Source organism: Neorhizobium sp. USDA 3394 (assembly GCF_056280385.1).
Genome location: NZ_JBWCDU010000001.1, coordinates 3,745,753 through 3,762,500, shown reverse-complemented (window position 1 = coordinate 3,762,500; position 16,748 = coordinate 3,745,753). Strand labels below are relative to the sequence as shown.

Genomic DNA, 16,748 nt, shown 5'->3' with positions numbered 1-16,748 from the left:
GTGGATGCCTTGGCATGCACAGGCGAAGAAGGACGTGATACGCTGCGATAAGCCGTGGGGAGCTGCGAATGAGCTTTGATCCATGGATCTCCGAATGGGGCAACCCACCTTAGATACCTAGAAAGTTTAAGCCGTCTTTCGGGACGGTTTAGGTTTCTAGGTATTGTTAAAAGGTATCTTACCTTCGAATAAAATAGGGGTAAGAAGCGAACGCAGGGAACTGAAACATCTAAGTACCTGCAGGAAAGGACATCAACCGAGACTCCGCAAGTAGTGGCGAGCGAACGCGGACCAGGCCAGTGGCAATCAGGAATAAAGCCGAACGCTTTGGAAAAGGCGGCCGCAGCGGGTGATAGCCCCGTAGGCGTAGAACACTGATTGTCCTAGAGTAGGGCGGGACACGTGAAATCCTGTCTGAACATGGGGAGACCACTCTCCAAGCCTAAGTACTCGTGCATGACCGATAGCGAACAAGTACCGTGAGGGAAAGGTGAAAAGCACCCCGACAAGGGGAGTGAAATAGAACCTGAAACCGGATGCCTACAAACAGTCGGAGGGCGCAAGCCTGACGGCGTACCTTTTGTATAATGGGTCAACGACTTAGTGTAACTAGCAAGCTTAAGCCGGTAGGTGTAGGCGCAGCGAAAGCGAGTCTGAACAGGGCGTTCAGTTAGTTGCATTAGACCCGAAACCGAGTGATCTAGCCATGAGCAGGTTGAAGGTTGGGTAACACCAACTGGAGGACCGAACCCGCATCTGTTGCAATAGATTGGGATGACTTGTGGCTAGGGGTGAAAGGCCAATCAAACTCGGAAATAGCTGGTTCTCCGCGAAAACTATTTAGGTAGTGCGTCGATCGAATACCCCGGGGGGTAGAGCACTGGATGGGCTATGGGGACTCACCGTCTTACTGATCCTAACCAAACTCCGAATACCCGGGAGTACTAATCGGCAGACACACGGCGGGTGCTAACGTCCGTCGTGAAAAGGGAAACAACCCTGACCTCCAGCTAAGGTCCCCAAGTCATGGCTAAGTGGGAAAGGATGTGAGGATCCCAAAACAACCAGGATGTTGGCTTAGAAGCAGCCATCATTTAAAGAAAGCGTAACAGCTCACTGGTCTAATTAAGGGTCTTTGCGCCGAAAATGTAACGGGGCTAAAGCCATGCACCGAAGCTGAGGATACGTGACTTGTCACGTGTGGTAGCGGAGCGTTCCGTAAGCCTGTGAAGGAGGACCCGTGAGGGCCTCTGGAGGTATCGGAAGTGCGAATGTTGACATGAGTAACGATAAAGAGGGTGAGAGACCCTCTCGCCGAAAGACCAAGGGTTCCTGCTTAAAGTTAATCTGAGCAGGGTTAGCCGGCCCCTAAGCCGAGGCAGAAATGCGTAGGTGATGGGAACCACGTTAATATTCGTGGGCCTGGTGGTAGTGACGGATCGCAAAAATTGTTCAACCTTATTGGATTGGTTGGGCAGTGGGGCGGTTCCAGGAAATAGCTCCACCGTATAGACCGTACCCGAAACCGACACAGGTGGTCAGGTAGAGTATACCAAGGCGCTTGAGAGAACTATGTTGAAGGAACTCGGCAAATTGCACGCGTAACTTCGGAAGAAGCGTGACCCCATTTTGGGCAACCATAATGGGGTGGCACAGACCAGGGGGTAGCGACTGTTTATCAAAAACACAGGGCTCTGCGAAGTCTAAAGACGACGTATAGGGTCTGACGCCTGCCCGGTGCTGGAAGGTTAAGAGGAGAGGTGCAAGCTTTGAATCGAAGCCCCAGTAAACGGCGGCCGTAACTATAACGGTCCTAAGGTAGCGAAATTCCTTGTCGGGTAAGTTCCGACCTGCACGAATGGCGTAACGACTTCCCCGCTGTCTCCAACATAGACTCAGTGAAATTGAATTCCCCGTGAAGATGCGGGGTTCCTGCGGTCAGACGGAAAGACCCCGTGCACCTTTACTATAGCTTTACACTGGCATTCGTGTCGGCATGTGTAGGATAGGTGGTAGGCTTTGAAGCGGGGACGCCAGTCTTCGTGGAGCCATCCTTGAAATACCACCCTTATCGTCATGGATGTCTAACCGCGGTCCGTTATCCGGATCCGGGACAGTGTATGGTGGGTAGTTTGACTGGGGCGGTCGCCTCCGAAAGAGTAACGGAGGCGCGCGATGGTGGGCTCAGACCGGTCGGAAATCGGTCGTCGAGTGCAATGGCATAAGCCCGCCTGACTGCGAGACTGACAAGTCGAGCAGAGACGAAAGTCGGTCATAGTGATCCGGTGGTCCCGCGTGGAAGGGCCATCGCTCAACGGATAAAAGGTACGCCGGGGATAACAGGCTGATGACCCCCAAGAGTCCATATCGACGGGGTTGTTTGGCACCTCGATGTCGGCTCATCGCATCCTGGGGCTGGAGCAGGTCCCAAGGGTTTGGCTGTTCGCCAATTAAAGCGGTACGTGAGCTGGGTTCAGAACGTCGTGAGACAGTTCGGTCCCTATCTGCCGTGGGTGTAGGAATATTGACAGGATCTGTCCCTAGTACGAGAGGACCGGGATGGACATATCTCTGGTGGACCTGTTGTCCTGCCAAGGGCATAGCAGGGTAGCTATATATGGAATGGATAACCGCTGAAGGCATCTAAGCGGGAAACCAACCTGAAAACGAGTATTCCCTATCAGGGCCGTGGAAGACGACCACGTTGATAGGCCGGGTGTGGACGTGCAGCAATGCATGAAGCTTACCGGTACTAATCGCCCGATTGGCTTGATCGTTCTCATTGATTATGCTCATCGAACGAAGTTCGATGTGCCTAAGACCTTTGTCCTGACGGCGTACGCAAACCTTTGGTTTGCTGCCTGCGGACGGCCCGCGCCACATGGCGCGACGGCCTCTGGCCTGTATGGGTGCCCAAAGCGCCATCGGGTCTGGAAAGGTTTAAAGACGTGTTCAAAGACTAAAAAATGAGGTTTACCTCAACCAGCTTCTCAAAAATGTTGCGCTTCGCTGACCTGGTGGTTATTGCGGGGCGGCCGCACCCGTTCCCATTCCGAACACGGCCGTGAAACGCCCCTGCGCCAATGGTACTCCGTCTCAAGACGCGGGAGAGTAGGTCGCTGCCAGGTCTGCAAAACGCAACATATCTTCTCGATCCACGAAATCTGCGGCCCCTGGCCGACCCAAGGGCCGCCCACAAAGCGGCCCTTTTGCTTTGCAGAATATGAAAACTTCGGGGTGCAATCGTTCTGCGTCCCTTACAGGAGACAAATCGCCTTCGGCAATTTGCTCCGGAACAAGGCGTAACCGCTCAACCGGTTACGCCAACGCGACAAAACCAAAACGGTTTTGCGCTTCGCTATTTTGCCTTCGGCAAAAAGCTTATAACGCGGGGTGGAGCAGCCCGGTAGCTCGTCAGGCTCATAACCTGAAGGCCGCAGGTTCAAATCCTGCCCCCGCAACCAAAAACAAAATAATCCCGACGATCCAAACAAAGCCCCGCAACGGGGCCGCTTGCGTTTCCGGCCTTCATTTGCGCCAGCGCGGCCCGTCAGGTCTTCGGGGATTGCCTTCTCGTTGAGGAACTCGGGCTTCCTCTTGCCAGATGCAAACGTCAGGATCGCGGCAAGATTGCCGCGCAGCACGATCACCAGTTCCTCACCATCGGAACAAGCTCGATGCCGCTGACCCGCGGCGGCCGGCGTTCGCAACAAAATCACACAAAACCAAACACACTCTTGCACCGGCAATAGCTAGGTTTTCTCATCTCCTTATGAGGAACTCGCCATGTCCACCGAAATCATCCGCCCCAAGAGAATTCTTGTGTTTCTGCCCGAGGCGGCGGCGAATGCGATTGTCGCGAAACTGGCAGCCCATGGGCATGAAGCCGTTGCGGTGTCGACGTTTCCGGAGGCTTTTACTGCCCTCCGTTCGGATAATTATTCCTTCGCCATAACGACCCGACCTGACATCGATCTCCTGCGCAATATCCGCTCCATTCCGGTGATCAATCTCGAGATTTTCTTCCACACGGAGCCTGCCGGCGATGGTCCGTTGATAACGTCAAAACGGTTCGACAGCAGCGCATTCATGAAACGGATCGAGTTCCTTGTTCAGCCTCTGGCGACGAGAGTCGAACCCGCTCGCGTCGAGCAGGCAAAACATGAGGGGATGCCAGAACGTAGGACGCCCCGATGGTGGATGGCGGTCAAGGTCATATTGGGTTTGCCGCGCCGGCGGGAAGGATTGAAGCATGTTCGATCCTAGCAGGCTTCTGGTGGTCGCGGCCGGCTTCAGTCCGGCGATAGAGGGAAGCACCCATAGAATAAATAACCGCAGCCGGTGAGGAGCCTCGGGCGATGGAGCTCTGGCGGATTGCTGCTCCACGGCGGGAGCAGGCCTTTTTCGGGATATGTCTTTTGGTTCACTGGCTGATAAGCGCCGCCTCGTTGAGCGGTTATATTATAGTGGTTCTGTTTCTGATCGTGGCAGTGGGCCGGCTTGTGCGGCATGCCGCGATCCTGTTTGCATCAAGACTGCCAAGGAGGTCGCAACTCAGGCACTATATCGTGCTGTTTACGTCAGTGGCCTTCTTCTTCCTGCTGGCTTTGCGAGGTTGTTACCTCGCTGCTGTGATCGTAGACCTCGGCTTCCATTCCGATCCGTTTGAAGCCCGTAGTGATATCGGTCGGCACTGACTGTCAGCCAGATTGACTGCCCGGCAACCCGGCCGGGGGGTTCTCGCGATCGGCGTTGATCTTATCAGAGCTCATCGAGCCCTTCATTCAGGGTCTCGATGTTGCGTAGCCGCTTTCTCCCCTCGACTCCCGCCTTCTCCAGGCATCGGGTGATCAGCAGATGGCAGAGGGCCATGACCGCCGTGTGGTTGAAGAGTGGGCCGGGTGCCAGGGTCTGGCATTGGAAATGCCAGGTTGTCGATGTCTCGAACGCTGCACCCTCGTCGGTGATGTAGAGGACTTTCGCTTTTGACTTCCGAAGCTGGGCAAGGATGGCGTCTACCTGAGCGATTCTCCGGCGCATGGCAAAGAATACGACCACGTCGTCCTCGCGCAGGCTGACAAGATGTTCTCCAAGCGTCTGCCCCGCACCGGGAATTGCGACGATATCCTCGATGACCTGGGTCAACTGCCATTGCAGGTAGGAGGCAAAGGGATGGCTGCTGCGGAAACCGAGCACCCAAACCTTCCGCGCCGCAATCATCGCGTCCGTCACGGCCTCGATCTGGCCGTCCGAAATGGAAAGGAACGTTGCTTCAAGATTGGCGATCGCCTGAGCGACATGCGCCTGCATCGACTGGGCAGCCGCTGCGCCGGCGGCGGCCGTCAGGAAGAGCCGGGAGCCGGTCTGCTTTTCGGCCCGGGCATGACGGCGGGCTTCCTCGTAGTTTTCGTAGCCGAGGCGCTGGATGAAGCGCGTCACCGTGGCCTTGGAGACATGCGCAAGCGCGGCAAGCTCCTGCGCCGAATAGCTGGCAAGCTCGCCGGGAAAGTCGCAGACGAATTCCCCCAGGCGCTTTTCGGCAGGGTGCAATTGGGGAATTGCCTGCCTCACGCGATACAGGAACGATTTATCCTTCGGCACGGGGAGCTCCGCCAAGACATCAGCGCGCGGACTGTCCGGCGGGACGCCGCGACTTGCAACAGAAAAAACGACCTCTCCATGGCATAACCTGGGAGATGCCCCCATCAGTTGGCCCTCGATCCGGCTTCAGGAGGATGGGTAAGCCTGGAGAGCAGCAGTTCGACAGCGGAGCGGATAGGTGCAATCACCGGCGACGAGAGAGCCCGCTGAAGATCGTCTGCCGCCTGGCCCAGCGGGCCGCCACCGATGATGACGGCTTCGGCGCCATCCCGTTCGAGACATTCGCGAACCGCAATCTCAAGGGCCGCGTGCAAACGCGCGGGGTCGGAGGCGAGCGCCAGTGGATCGCCGCTGGTCAGCCGCGTACCGGTAAAGAGGTGGGCAAGGCCGAGCATTTCAGCCTTGGCGGCGAAGCTCGCCACGAGGTCGGGGGTGACAGTCGCGATGCCGAAACGCCGGCCCCCGGCGGAGGCTTCGTACATGCTCGCCTCGCAGATGCCGACCGTCGGCAGGCTGGACAGGGCTTTCAGGCGTTCGAGCCCCGGATCGCCGAATGCGCTGACGATCAGCCCATTGCTGGTTTCCTCCGCGGCCAATCCCATTTCGACGACGCCGCCGGCCGCTGCGGCAAGCTCCTCGCCATTCAGGATCATCGATACCCCTCTCGTGGCGGTGACACCCTCCAGCGAGAATTTTTCCGGCAGGTATTTCCGGGCGATCTCGGTCATCATGACCGTCGTCGCCAGCGACGTGTTCGGATTGATCAATGTGATATGCGTCATGTCTCGTTCCATGCGCGATTGCATGGACGCCTCCCTGCCTTCTTCTCGTTTTTCATTTCTTTGGTGTTCAGGCACATTGCACGCAAGCGACGCTGCCGGCCCCGCCGACCGGTATCAAGGCCGGTACTTCCGTGCGGCAGAGATCGGAAACCTGGGCGCAGCGCGGCGCGAAGGCGCAACCGGGCGGCATGGCTGCCAGGTCCGGCGGCGCCCCGGGAATGGTGATCAGCCGGTCGCGTCCGTGGGCCAGTTCGACGCGGGCGCCGAGCAGCCCCTTGGTATATGGGTGTCTCGGTTCGCGGATGATGTCGGCGACCCTGCCTTCCTCGACGATCCGCCCGGCATACATTACCGCGATCCGGTCCGCGACTTCCGCTGCAACGCCGATATCATGGGTGACGAAGATGACGGAGAGCCCGTACTCCTTCTGCAAATCGCGGATCAGCAGGAGGATCTGGATCTGGACCGTTGCATCGAGGGCCGTGGTCGGTTCGTCGGCGAGCAGGACCTTCGGGTTGCAGGCGAGCGCCATGGCGATCATTGATCGCTGCAGCATGCCGCCGGACATTTCATGCGGATAGTTTTGCAGCCGGCGCTCCGGGGAGGGAATCTTGACCTTCTGGAAGAGAGCAAGCGCGCGCGCCGCCGCTTGCGAGCGCGAGATGCCTTCATGCCGCATGATGGTTTCTTCTATCTGGCGGCCAAGCGTGTAGACAGGGTCGAGCGCCAGCCGCGGCTCCTGGAAGACCATGGAGGCAACGGCGCCGCGAAAGGCACCGAGATCCTTGGTCGTCAATCCCGTCACATCTCGGCCGGCGACCGTCATCGAGCCTTCGATCGTCGTGCCTTTGGGGTGCAGGCGCAGCAGCGAGCGCATGGTGACGCTCTTGCCGGACCCGGATTCGCCGAGCAGCGCAACAACCTCGCCCGGCTGTACCGAAAGGGAGACGCCGTTGACGGCCTTGACGGGCTTTCGGCCGCGGTTGAACGTCACGGAAAGATTGCGAATATCGATCATCGCGGCGGTTTGCATGGTCATGCCTCCACCAATGCCGGTGCACGGCTGTGGCGGGAGCCCGGTACGGACATCAGACAGGCTGCGGACTGGCTTTCGGAGACGCTGGCAAGCGGCGGCAGCTTGTCGCTGCAGATGCTTTCGGCGAACGAACAGCGGGTATGGAACCGACAGCCTGACGGCGGATCGATCGGGTTCGGCGGGTCGCCCGAGAGCGGCGGCTCGGAGGTTCTTTCGGAGGGGTCCATCTTCGGCATCGAGGCGAGAAGTGCGGCGGAATAGGGATGGCGGGTGTTCTCGAAGATCGCATCGCGGCTGCCGATCTCGGCCACCTTGCCGAGATACATGACCATCACCCGGTCGCACATGAAGCGTACGACGTTGAGGTCGTGGGAGATGAACAGGTAAGTCAGGCCGAAATCCCGCTTCAGATCGAGGAGCAGGTTCAGGACCTGGGCTTCCACCGACTTGTCGAGTGCCGACACAGCTTCGTCGAGGATGATGAGCCGCGGTTCGAGTGCGAGCGCCCGGGCGATGTTGACGCGCTGCCGCTGTCCGCCCGACAGTTCGTGCGGGTAACGGCCGGCAAAGCGCGACGGCTCGAGCCCGACCCGGTGCAGCAGGTCATGCGCCCGGGCGATTGCCTTGCCCGCGGCAATGCCATGTACGCGCGGCGCAAAGGCTATGGATTCTTCGATCGTCAGCCTGGGGTTGAGGGAAGCGTAGCTGTCCTGAAAGACCATCTGGACCTGGCGGCGGTAGTCGGAAAGCGGTAGCGCGCCGCCAACCGTCTCACCGTCGAACAGGATATCGCCTCGGTCAGGCAAGATGAGCTGCATCAGCAGCCGCGCCGTGGTGGACTTGCCGCAGCCGCTTTCTCCGACGACCCCGAGCGTCTCGCCCTTGAGGATATCGAAATCCACGCCGTCGACGGCGCGGACGACCTTCTTCGGCTTCATGAAACCGCTACCCTTGACCGGGAAATGCTTGATCAGGCCGCGCGCGGAGATCAGCGGCTGAGCGGGGCCGCCTCTTTCGCCGACGGGAAGATCGTAGGCAGGTTCTTCGACGATGCTGATCATGACTTCACATCCATGGCTGTGCGCAGCCCGTCCGAGAAAAGGTTGAAGCAAATCGAGGTGATGAAGATCATCAGGCCGGGTAGGGCCGCCACCAACGGGTTGTTGTAGATCGCTGTGCGAAGCGTGTTGAGCATCAGCCCCCATTCGGCATCCGGCGGCCGCACGCCGAGGCCAAGGAAGGAGAGGCCCGAGGCGAGGATCATCGAGACGGATATCAGGCTCGTGGCGAAGACGAAGATCGGGCCGAGCACATTGCCGAGGATATGGACGCGGATGATCGTCATCGGCGGGGCGCCGGAGGCCCGCGCTGCGTCCACGTAGTCGAGCTTGCGGACCTGGGTGGTCACGCTTTCGGCGACGCGGGCGATCTGCGGGATGAAGACGACGGTCAGCGAGACGAGCGCATTGGTGAGCCCTGAGCCGAGTGCGCCCGACAGTGCCACGGCCAGAAGCACCGACGGAAAGGCGTAGAAGACGTCGATCGTGCGCATGATCAGCGTGTTGACGATGCCCCCTGCATAACCGGCAACGATGCCGATCGTCGAGCCGATGATGAAGGCGATCGGCACCGGGATGACGCCCATGATGAGCGAAAGCCGCGCGCCGTAGATCAGCCGGGAGAGCATGTCGCGGCCGAGTTCGTCCGTGCCGAAGATATAGCCTGGCGTGCCGATCGGCTTGAGGCGACGGATGACGCTGCCCTTGGAGGGATCGTAAGGCGCGATATAGGGAGCAAAAATCGCGATCAGCACCAGGATCAGAAGAATAGCGAGGGCCGTCATGGCGACCGGATCGCGGGAGATGCGGCGCAGCACGCCGCTCCAGAAGCCGGGGGATTTGGCGATGGCGGCAGGGGAAGGGGCCGCGATGTCTGCGGTGACGACAGCCATGTGTCAGCTCCTCTGGATACGGGGATCGATCGCGCTCTGCAGCACGTCGACAACGAGGTTGAGGAAAACGAAAAACATCGCGAGCACCAGGATCGTCCCCTGCAGGATGGGCAGGTCGCGGGTGAAGATCGCGCCGTTCAGCAGGAAGCCGGTCCCCGGCCAGGAAAAGACCGTTTCGATCAGGATCGAGCCGCCGAGCAGGTAACCGAGCTGCAGTCCCATGACCGAGAGCGCGGTCGGCGCGGCGTTGCGCACAACGTGGCGCAGGATCTGCGGTGTCATCAGCCCCTTGGCGGCGAGTGCCTGGGTAAAATCCTGGGAGAGGATATCGGCGACCAGCGATCGGATGGTGCGGGCGATGATGCCCATCGGGATGACCGACATGGTGACCGCAGGCAAGATGAGGAACTGCAGGTAAGCCCAGCTCAGGTTTCGGCCCGACGATCCCTCCGGTCCGCCGCCCATGGCCGGCAGCCAGCCGAGGGTGACGGAAAAGGCGATGACCAGCACCATGCCGAGCCAATAATGAGGCACGCTGACGCCGAGCATCGAGATCGCCGATGCCAGGCGATCCACCCAGCCTCCGCGGAATACACCGGCAAGAAAACCCAGGGAAGAACCTGCCACGAAACCGATAACGGCGGCGGCCAGGGCAAGGATGATGGAATTGACGGATGCATCCAGGATCTCGCTCAGCACCGGCCGGCCGCTGGCGATCGAGGTCCCGAGATCGCCCTGCAGCGCATGCCATGCCCAAAGAGCATATTGGACCGGAAGCGGTCGGTCGAGGCCGTAGAAGCTGCGCATCTGTGTCTGCAGTTCGGCGGAAGCATCCGAAGGCAGGATCGCGGCGAGCGGATCGCCCGGAGCGATATGGATCAGCATGAAGCATACGATGCTCACGCCGATCGTGACGGGAATGACGTGCAGAAGTCGTTTCAGGGCATAGAGCAGCATGGTGTCCTCACCGGGGAGGTTGATCGGGCATCATGAAAGGCGGCGCGCCGATCGCTCGGCGCGCCCGCTCGGGATTACTCCATGGTAATCGTCGAAAAATCCTGGAACCAGTTCTGGGCCTGGACGAACCCCTTGACCTTGGCGGTCATGGCGCGTGGGTTGACGTCGTGCGTCACCATCAGGAACAGCGCATCGTTCACGTATTTCTCGTGCACCTGCTGCATTACCTTGTCCTGCTCCACGGGATCGAAGGTGTTGCGCACCTTGTCGAACAGCGCGTCCATATCCTTGTCGCAATAATAACCCCAGTTGGTGCCGGTCGGCGGGGCGAGCTTGCACTGCGACTGGCGGATCATGGCGGTAAAGGGATCCTGGATGAAATAGCTGTAGTTGATCGCTGTGGCGCCCTTGGCGCTCGGATCCTTGGCGCCCGCCCGCCAGATGTTGATGACGGTGTTCCAGTCGGCGACCTCGTATTCGACATTGATGCCGACTTCGGCAAGCGTCTGCTGGATATATTCGTTCATCTGCAACGGCAGCATCTGGCCCGAGCCGGACGAGGAAATGATGACCTTGGTCTTGAGCGGCTTGTCGGGGCCGTAACCTGCTTCCTTCATCAGCTTCTTGGCTTCCTCGACATTGTATTCGACCTTGAAGGTCGGCTTGCCGAACCACTGGTGCCCCGGCGGCATGTAGCCTTGCGCGGGAACGGAAAGGCCGCCGAGAAGCTCGTTGAGGCCGTCGCGGTCAACTGCAAGGTTGGCGGCCTTCCGGACGCGGATATCGTTCCATGGGGATCCGTCGATGCGCGACAGGTGCCAGGTCCAGTTATGCGGGTAGGAATTGGTGATGATCTTGAGACCGGCTTCCTTCAGTGATTTCACCGAATCCGGGGCGGGAGCCTCGATCCAGTCTACCTGGCCGGAGCGAAGCGCGGCGACCCGGGTATTGGGTTCCGGCAACGGGATCAGGACGAGCTTGTCGAGCTTGGGAACGCGCGCCTTGTCCCAGTAGTCCTTGTTGGGCGTCAGCTCGGCCCGTTCGCGCGGCGTAAAGCCGCTTTCCATCTTCCATGGGCCGGTGCCGGAAGGCTTCTGGGCAACCGTATCCCAGTTCTTGCCCTGCTTTTCCCAGTTCGCAGGCGAGGAAATCAGGATCCAGCTCAGCTGGTAGGGAAGCGTGGCATCCGGCGTGTTGGTGATGATTTCGACCGTCAGCGGATCCACGACCTTGTAGGACGCGACCGCCGGGATGCGCGACTTGCCCTGGGCCGCCTGGCGCTTGTCGAACTGCGGCGCGTCCGCCTTCAGAAGCTTGTCGAGGTTCCAGACGACTGCGCCCGCATCGAAGGCGCTGCCGTCATGGAATTTGACGCCGTCGCGGAGCTTGAAGATCCATTTGGTCTTGTCGGCCGGATCGACCTGCCAGGATGTCGCAAGGCTCGGAATGAGCGCGGATGGCTTGTCGGCTTTCGAAAGATCCCATTCGATCAGGGAATTGTAGACCGTATAACCCATGAAGCGCTGGCCTTCGCCGCCCTGGTCGGTCTGGCCGGTGGTGAGCGGGATATCGGAAGCGGTCATGCCGATGCGCAGTGTTCCAGCCGCCAGTGCGGGGGTCGCGGCGGCTGCAAGGAGTGCAGCGGCGGTCGCGCCAAATACCGTCGTCATCCGCAGGTTCCGGAAAAAACCGATGCCATGCCGTCTACTTGATGATGTGTTGGTCATGCTGTTCCCTCTTTATTGAATTCGCTGGACTTTGACCCAGTCATAAAAGGAGAAGCAGATTTCATGCCAATTTCTGTGAAACTAGAATTTCACTTGTCTCCAAAGGAATAGCGCAGATAGATGAACTCGATTTCGAGATACGGAAGGCTCGTGCCGAATTCTGTGGCGAGAAAGCAAGGCGTCTGCCGAAAAATGCCGCGCCGGTAACCGTCGTGCCGATGTGTGGCGGGTGTCTTGAACGGCTTGCCGGCATGGCCTCAAGGTCATCGGTTGGACAGTAATTGGCGGAAATCCGGGAGCCGTGGCTTGTTGGCTCAAATTTATGGGTTGCCTAGAGATACGCGGCGCTTAAAGCATATGCGTATCAGACGCCGAGAAACTGGACCGCAAGACAGACTCATGACCAACAGAGATTATTATTCCAAACTTGGTGGTTTGCCGCCGCAGACCGAACTTCTTTCCAGCAAGGCTGTTTTCACGACATCCTATGCGGTCATTCCGCGGACCGTCATGTCCGATATCGTCGCCAGCCTGCTTCCCCATTGGCAGGGAACCCGGGCATGGATCATCTCCCGCCCGATGACGGGCTTTTCGGAGACGTTCTCGCAATACATCGTGGAAGTCCAGCCTGGCGGCGGAAGCGACCGGCCGGAACCCAACACGCGCGCCGAGGCGGCGATCTTCGTCGTCGAGGGCGAGATGTCGATCGAGTTTTCCGGAAGCGATCATGCGCTGAGGGCCGGTTCCTTTGCATATATCCCGGCCGGATCACCGTGGAAGCTGCGCAACAGGGGCACGGCGCCCGTCAAGTTCCATTGGGTCCGCAAGGCCTTCCAGGCGGTCGAGGGGCTGGAAGCGCCGCCGGCGGTCTTCACCCATGAAGACGAGCATCCGATTTCATGGATGCCGGACACGGGCGACCGTTGGGGGACAACCCGTTTCGTCGACACCTCCGACGTCCGCTACGACATGCATCTCAACATCGTCACCCTGGAGTCGGGCGCGACCATTCCCTTCATGGAGACGCATGTGATGGAGCATGGCCTCTATGTGCTCGAAGGCAAGGCGGTCTACCGGCTCAATCAGGATTGGGTCGAGGTGGAGGCCGGCGACTATATGTGGCTGCGCGCCTTCTGCCCGCAGGCCTGTTATGCCGGCGGCCCCGGCCGTTTCCGTTACCTGCTCTACAAGGACGTCAATCGCCACACCGAACTGTGGTAGTTGCTGGTTTCGCAAACGCGAGCGGCGTTCCGGAGCGTCGGGACGCCGCCGTCAGCCGAGTTCGAGAGTGGTAATTCCGAACACGCCCGACATATGCACCGCCGGCGCCGGTCCGCGATACATCCGAGCGGTCGTGAAGCCTTTCGTGAAACGATGAGCCGCAAGATAGGCTGAAAATTCCGCCTGTGAGGCAGGTACGTCGATATGCAGCGTTTCGTCGCCGATCTCCGCGGCGCAGGCGCTCAGCAGCTTTTGCGCGTCATCGACGGTCTGCGCAAACAACGGGCCGACCTTGTAACCGTCATGGCATTTGCGGCAGACCGCATAGCCGCAGACATTGCCGTCGCGGATGATGACCTTGGCAGCCCGAGGGGGCTTCAGCCAGGCGGTCAGGAAAGTATCGCGCTCCGCAGGGAAGAACGCCTGGTCATAGTCAAGAATGGCTGCCACCAGATCGTCGGTGATCGCGGTCACATCTGCATCGCGGCTCCCGGCGAGGCCGCCGCTCCAGCGAAAGGTCTCGTAGGCCGGCTCGAAGCCCATGCTGCGATAATTCGATTGCTGTTCCGGCACGCCGTCAAGGCCGATCGTCCGGCCGTCGAGATGCGCCATGCCGGCATCCCAGACCTTTCTGCCATGACCCTTGCCTCGGAAATCCGCCTGGGCGATGTAAAGGCCGATAAAGCCGAAATTTGAACCGTAACGGACTGCGGATATGGCGGCGGCCATCTGGCCGTCCACGAAACAACCGATGAAGCCTTCGCGGTCGGCGGCGTGGAGAGCCGGCGCATCGGAAAGTCCCGGATTCCAGCCCTCGATCCGGGCCCAATCCACAAGCTGTTCGACCTCGGAGGAGGTGAGCGCGCGAATGGTTGTGTGAGTTTTCATTTGACGGCGAGTTTCCCGGGCTCGAAACCTTCGAGCAGGCCTTTATAGGATTTGCGGACCGGAGAAGCATAGGCTCCTCGTTTGGCCGTCGACAAGCCCAATGTCACCAGCGCCTCAGCCTGTTTCACCGCCGCCGCGACGCCGTCGATCACCGGCACGCCGAATTCGCGCCGCAGTTCTGCCGTGAGATCGGCCATGCCGGCACAGCCGAGCACGATCGCCTCGGCCTTGTCGTCGCGTAGCGCCGTCGCAATCTCGCTGCGCAGCCGGTCGCGGGCGTTGGAATTCGGGTCTTCCAGTGACAGGACCGGAATATCGGCCGCCCGCACCTTGCATCGTCCGGCCATGCCGTAGCGATGCACCAGATGTTCGAGCGGCAGGCGCGAGCGCTCCAGGGTGGTGACGATGGTGAAGCGCTGGGCGATGAAGGCGGTGGTGGCGAGCGCCGCTTCGCAGATGCCGACCACGGGAATGTTGGCCAGTGCTCTCGCGGCGTCGAGGCCCGTGTCGTCGAAACAGGCGATGATCGCCGCATCGGCGCCGGCCTTTTCGCCCTTGGCCATCTCGATCAGCAGGCCGGGCACCGCGAAGACTTCGTCATAATAACCTTCGATCGAGACCGGTCCCATGGAGGAGGTGACGGCAAGGATTTCGGTGCCGGCATTGGCGACGCGCATGGCGGAATCGGCGATCGTCTCCGTCATGCTGGCGGTGGTATTCGGGTTTACGACGAGAATGCGCATTCTGTTCACGACCGCAGGCGGCGGCGATTGAGATGGACGATCAGGCCGAGCGTGCCGGCGATGACCAGGAAGGAGAACACCGTGGTCACCGTGCCCAGCGCGTAGAGCACGGGCGTCGTGACATTGGTCGTCATGCCGTAGATTTCGAGCGGCAACGTGTTGAACGAGCCTGCCGTCATCAGCGTACGGGCGAATTCGTCATAGGACAGCGTGAAGCCGAACAGGCCGACGCCGATGAGGCTCGGCGCGATCATCGGCAGCACGACATGGCGGAAGGTCTGCCAGGACGAAGCGCCGAGATCGCGCGCGGCTTCCTCGTAGGCGGGCGAAAAGCGGTTGAAGACGGCGAACATGATCAGCACGCCGAAGGGCAGCGTCCAGGTGAGATGCGCGCCGAAGGCCGACGTGTACCAGGACGGCGTGGAAACCGATCTGCTGGAAAACCACGCCGATGCCGAGCGAGATGATGATCGAGGGCACCACGAGGCTGGCGACGGCGAGATAGAACAGCGCGGTGGAGCCGATGAAGCGGCGGCGGAACGCTAGGCCCGCCAGCAGCGAAACGACGACGGTGACGCTCATCACCATGATGCCGAGCACCGCAGAGCGGCGGAACGAGCCGCCGAAATCGCCGACCGCCTGGGTCTCGAACAGGTTGGCGAACCAGCGCAGCGAAACGCCGTTCAGCGGGAAGGTGAGACCGCCGTTAGGCCCCTGGAAGGAGAGGATCAGGATCGCCGAAAGCGGGCCGTAAAGGAACAGCACGAAGATGGCGAAGAAGATGGCAAGAAGGTAGAATTCGCGGCCGCGCTTGTCGCTGTGCATCTCGGAGCTCCCCTTTTTCCTAGAGTTCTTTGCGGATGTCGACGATGCGGAGAATGCCCGCGACCATCAGGAGAACGAGGACGAGCAGCACGACCGCGTTGGCTGCTGCTGCCGGGTATTGGAGCAGCGACATCTGGTTCTTCATCATCAGCGCCACCGAGGCGCTCTGACCGCCGGACATCACCTGGACGGTCGAGAAATCGGCCATGACCAGCGTCACCACGAAGATGGTGCCGATCGCCATGCCGGGCTTGGCAAGCGGAATGATGACGTTGGTGAGGATCTGCGTGCTCGTGGCGCCGGCGTCGCGCGCCGCTTCGACCAGCGACTTGTCGATGTGCATCAGCGTGTTGAAAATCGGCGTCACCATGAACAGCGTGTAGAGATGCACCATCGCGAGCACCACCGCGAAGTCCGAATAGAGCAGCCATTCGATCGGTTCGGGAATGATCCCCGCATTGATCAGCGTCGTGTTGACGAGACCGTTGCGCCCCAGCACCGGGATCCACGAGATCATGCGGATGATGTTGGAGGTGAGGAACGGCACGGTGCAGATGAGAAAGAGCACCATCTGCATGGCCGTGGTGCGGATGTGGAAGGCGAGGAAATAGGCAACCCAGAAACCGACGAAGAGTGTGATCGCCCAGACCAGGAAGGCGAATTTCAAGGTATTCAGGTAGGTCTTCCAGGTCACCCACGAGCCGAGCGTTTCCGCATAGTTCATCGTTAGGAAGTCCGGGTACATCTGGGCGAAGTCGTAGTCCCAGAAGCTGACGACTGTAATCATCAGGATCGGCAGGAGCAGGAAGGCGCCGAGGATCAGCGCCAGCGGCGTCGCCTGGAGATAGGAGATCAGCGCCGGCGACAGACGAAAGCTTTTCGCCTTCGTCATGTCGGCCTTGTCCGGTTCCGAGGATGCTATCGTCGCCATGTTTCGTCTCCCTGGGGTTACCCGAGAGCGGAATATGGTTCCTCACCCGGTCGTCATCCTCGGGCTTGACCCGAGGATCCATTTCG

At 59.9% G+C, this 16,748-nt stretch carries 13 protein-coding genes, 1 tRNA gene, 2 rRNA genes and 1 pseudogene (1 of these 17 running past the window's edge); 6 read left to right on the top strand and 11 right to left on the bottom strand.

Annotation, left to right across the window (positions count from 1 at the left end; translation table 11 throughout):
* From ACZ9EJ_RS18620 to ACZ9EJ_RS18600, 5 genes are all read left to right on the top strand, one after another.
* Positions 1-2,777: ribosomal RNA gene (locus ACZ9EJ_RS18620) — 23S ribosomal RNA — on the top strand (it extends 24 nt beyond the left edge of the window).
* A 236-nt stretch (positions 2,778-3,013) separates the two neighbouring features.
* A 5S ribosomal RNA gene (gene rrf, locus ACZ9EJ_RS18615) occupies positions 3,014-3,128 on the top strand.
* A 259-nt stretch (positions 3,129-3,387) separates the two neighbouring features.
* Positions 3,388-3,464, top strand: a tRNA-Met gene (locus tag ACZ9EJ_RS18610).
* Positions 3,465-3,786: 322 nt separating this feature from the next.
* Positions 3,787-4,266 (top strand): hypothetical protein, encoded by a 480-nt coding sequence (locus tag ACZ9EJ_RS18605; protein ID WP_046642271.1) that lies wholly within the window; start codon positions 3,787-3,789, stop codon positions 4,264-4,266.
* Between the two features lie 92 nt (positions 4,267-4,358).
* Positions 4,359-4,697, top strand: a complete 339-nt coding sequence (locus ACZ9EJ_RS18600; protein WP_476099519.1) for a hypothetical protein — start codon at positions 4,359-4,361, stop codon at positions 4,695-4,697.
* Between the two features lie 64 nt (positions 4,698-4,761).
* Here the strand turns inward: ACZ9EJ_RS18600 and ACZ9EJ_RS18595 are convergent, their stop codons facing one another.
* From ACZ9EJ_RS18595 to ACZ9EJ_RS18565, 7 genes are all read right to left on the bottom strand, one after another.
* A complete protein-coding gene (locus ACZ9EJ_RS18595; RefSeq protein ID WP_046633386.1) occupies positions 4,762-5,601 on the bottom strand; it encodes a MurR/RpiR family transcriptional regulator in 840 nt (279 codons plus the stop codon).
* Positions 5,602-5,705: 104 nt separating this feature from the next.
* The gene (locus tag ACZ9EJ_RS18590) at positions 5,706-6,383 is read right to left on the bottom strand and encodes an aspartate/glutamate racemase family protein (RefSeq protein WP_251090367.1); all 678 of its coding nucleotides are present in this window, start codon (positions 6,381-6,383) and stop codon (positions 5,706-5,708) included.
* Between the two features lie 67 nt (positions 6,384-6,450).
* Positions 6,451-7,416: an ABC transporter ATP-binding protein gene (locus tag ACZ9EJ_RS18585; RefSeq protein ID WP_370649699.1), complete on the bottom strand. Its 966-nt coding sequence runs from the start codon at positions 7,414-7,416 to the stop codon at positions 6,451-6,453.
* 2 nt (positions 7,417-7,418) lie between these two features.
* Positions 7,419-8,480, bottom strand: coding sequence for an ABC transporter ATP-binding protein (locus ACZ9EJ_RS18580; RefSeq protein ID WP_046642269.1), 1,062 nt, complete (start codon positions 8,478-8,480; stop codon positions 7,419-7,421).
* Positions 8,477-9,370, bottom strand: coding sequence for an ABC transporter permease (locus ACZ9EJ_RS18575; RefSeq protein WP_046642268.1), 894 nt, complete (start codon positions 9,368-9,370; stop codon positions 8,477-8,479). The genes ACZ9EJ_RS18580 and ACZ9EJ_RS18575 overlap by 4 nt, the downstream gene beginning before the upstream one ends.
* A 3-nt stretch (positions 9,371-9,373) precedes the next feature.
* The gene (locus ACZ9EJ_RS18570) at positions 9,374-10,327 is read right to left on the bottom strand and encodes an ABC transporter permease (protein WP_046642267.1); all 954 of its coding nucleotides are present in this window, start codon (positions 10,325-10,327) and stop codon (positions 9,374-9,376) included.
* A gap of 74 nt (positions 10,328-10,401) precedes the next feature.
* The gene (locus ACZ9EJ_RS18565) at positions 10,402-11,997 is read right to left on the bottom strand and encodes an ABC transporter substrate-binding protein (RefSeq protein WP_046633409.1); all 1,596 of its coding nucleotides are present in this window, start codon (positions 11,995-11,997) and stop codon (positions 10,402-10,404) included.
* Positions 11,998-12,453: 456 nt separating this feature from the next.
* On the opposite strand from ACZ9EJ_RS18565, the gene ACZ9EJ_RS18560 reads away from it, so the two are divergent.
* The gene (locus ACZ9EJ_RS18560; RefSeq protein WP_046642266.1) at positions 12,454-13,275 is read left to right on the top strand and encodes a bifunctional allantoicase/(S)-ureidoglycine aminohydrolase; all 822 of its coding nucleotides are present in this window, start codon (positions 12,454-12,456) and stop codon (positions 13,273-13,275) included.
* A 51-nt stretch (positions 13,276-13,326) separates the two neighbouring features.
* On the opposite strand, the gene ACZ9EJ_RS18555 is transcribed toward ACZ9EJ_RS18560, so the two are convergent.
* From ACZ9EJ_RS18555 to ACZ9EJ_RS18540, 4 genes and pseudogenes are all read right to left on the bottom strand, one after another.
* The gene (locus tag ACZ9EJ_RS18555) at positions 13,327-14,163 is read right to left on the bottom strand and encodes a GNAT family N-acetyltransferase (protein WP_046642265.1); all 837 of its coding nucleotides are present in this window, start codon (positions 14,161-14,163) and stop codon (positions 13,327-13,329) included.
* Complete coding sequence (locus ACZ9EJ_RS18550; protein WP_046642264.1) at positions 14,160-14,906, bottom strand: aspartate/glutamate racemase family protein; 747 nt, start codon at positions 14,904-14,906, stop codon at positions 14,160-14,162. Before ACZ9EJ_RS18550 ends, ACZ9EJ_RS18555 begins: the two co-directional genes overlap by 4 nt.
* Before the next feature lie 5 nt (positions 14,907-14,911).
* Positions 14,912-15,731, bottom strand: a pseudogene (locus ACZ9EJ_RS18545) (ABC transporter permease).
* Positions 15,732-15,750: 19 nt separating this feature from the next.
* Positions 15,751-16,662: an ABC transporter permease gene (locus ACZ9EJ_RS18540; RefSeq protein WP_046642262.1), complete on the bottom strand. Its 912-nt coding sequence runs from the start codon at positions 16,660-16,662 to the stop codon at positions 15,751-15,753.
* Between the last annotated feature and the right edge of the window lie 86 nt (positions 16,663-16,748).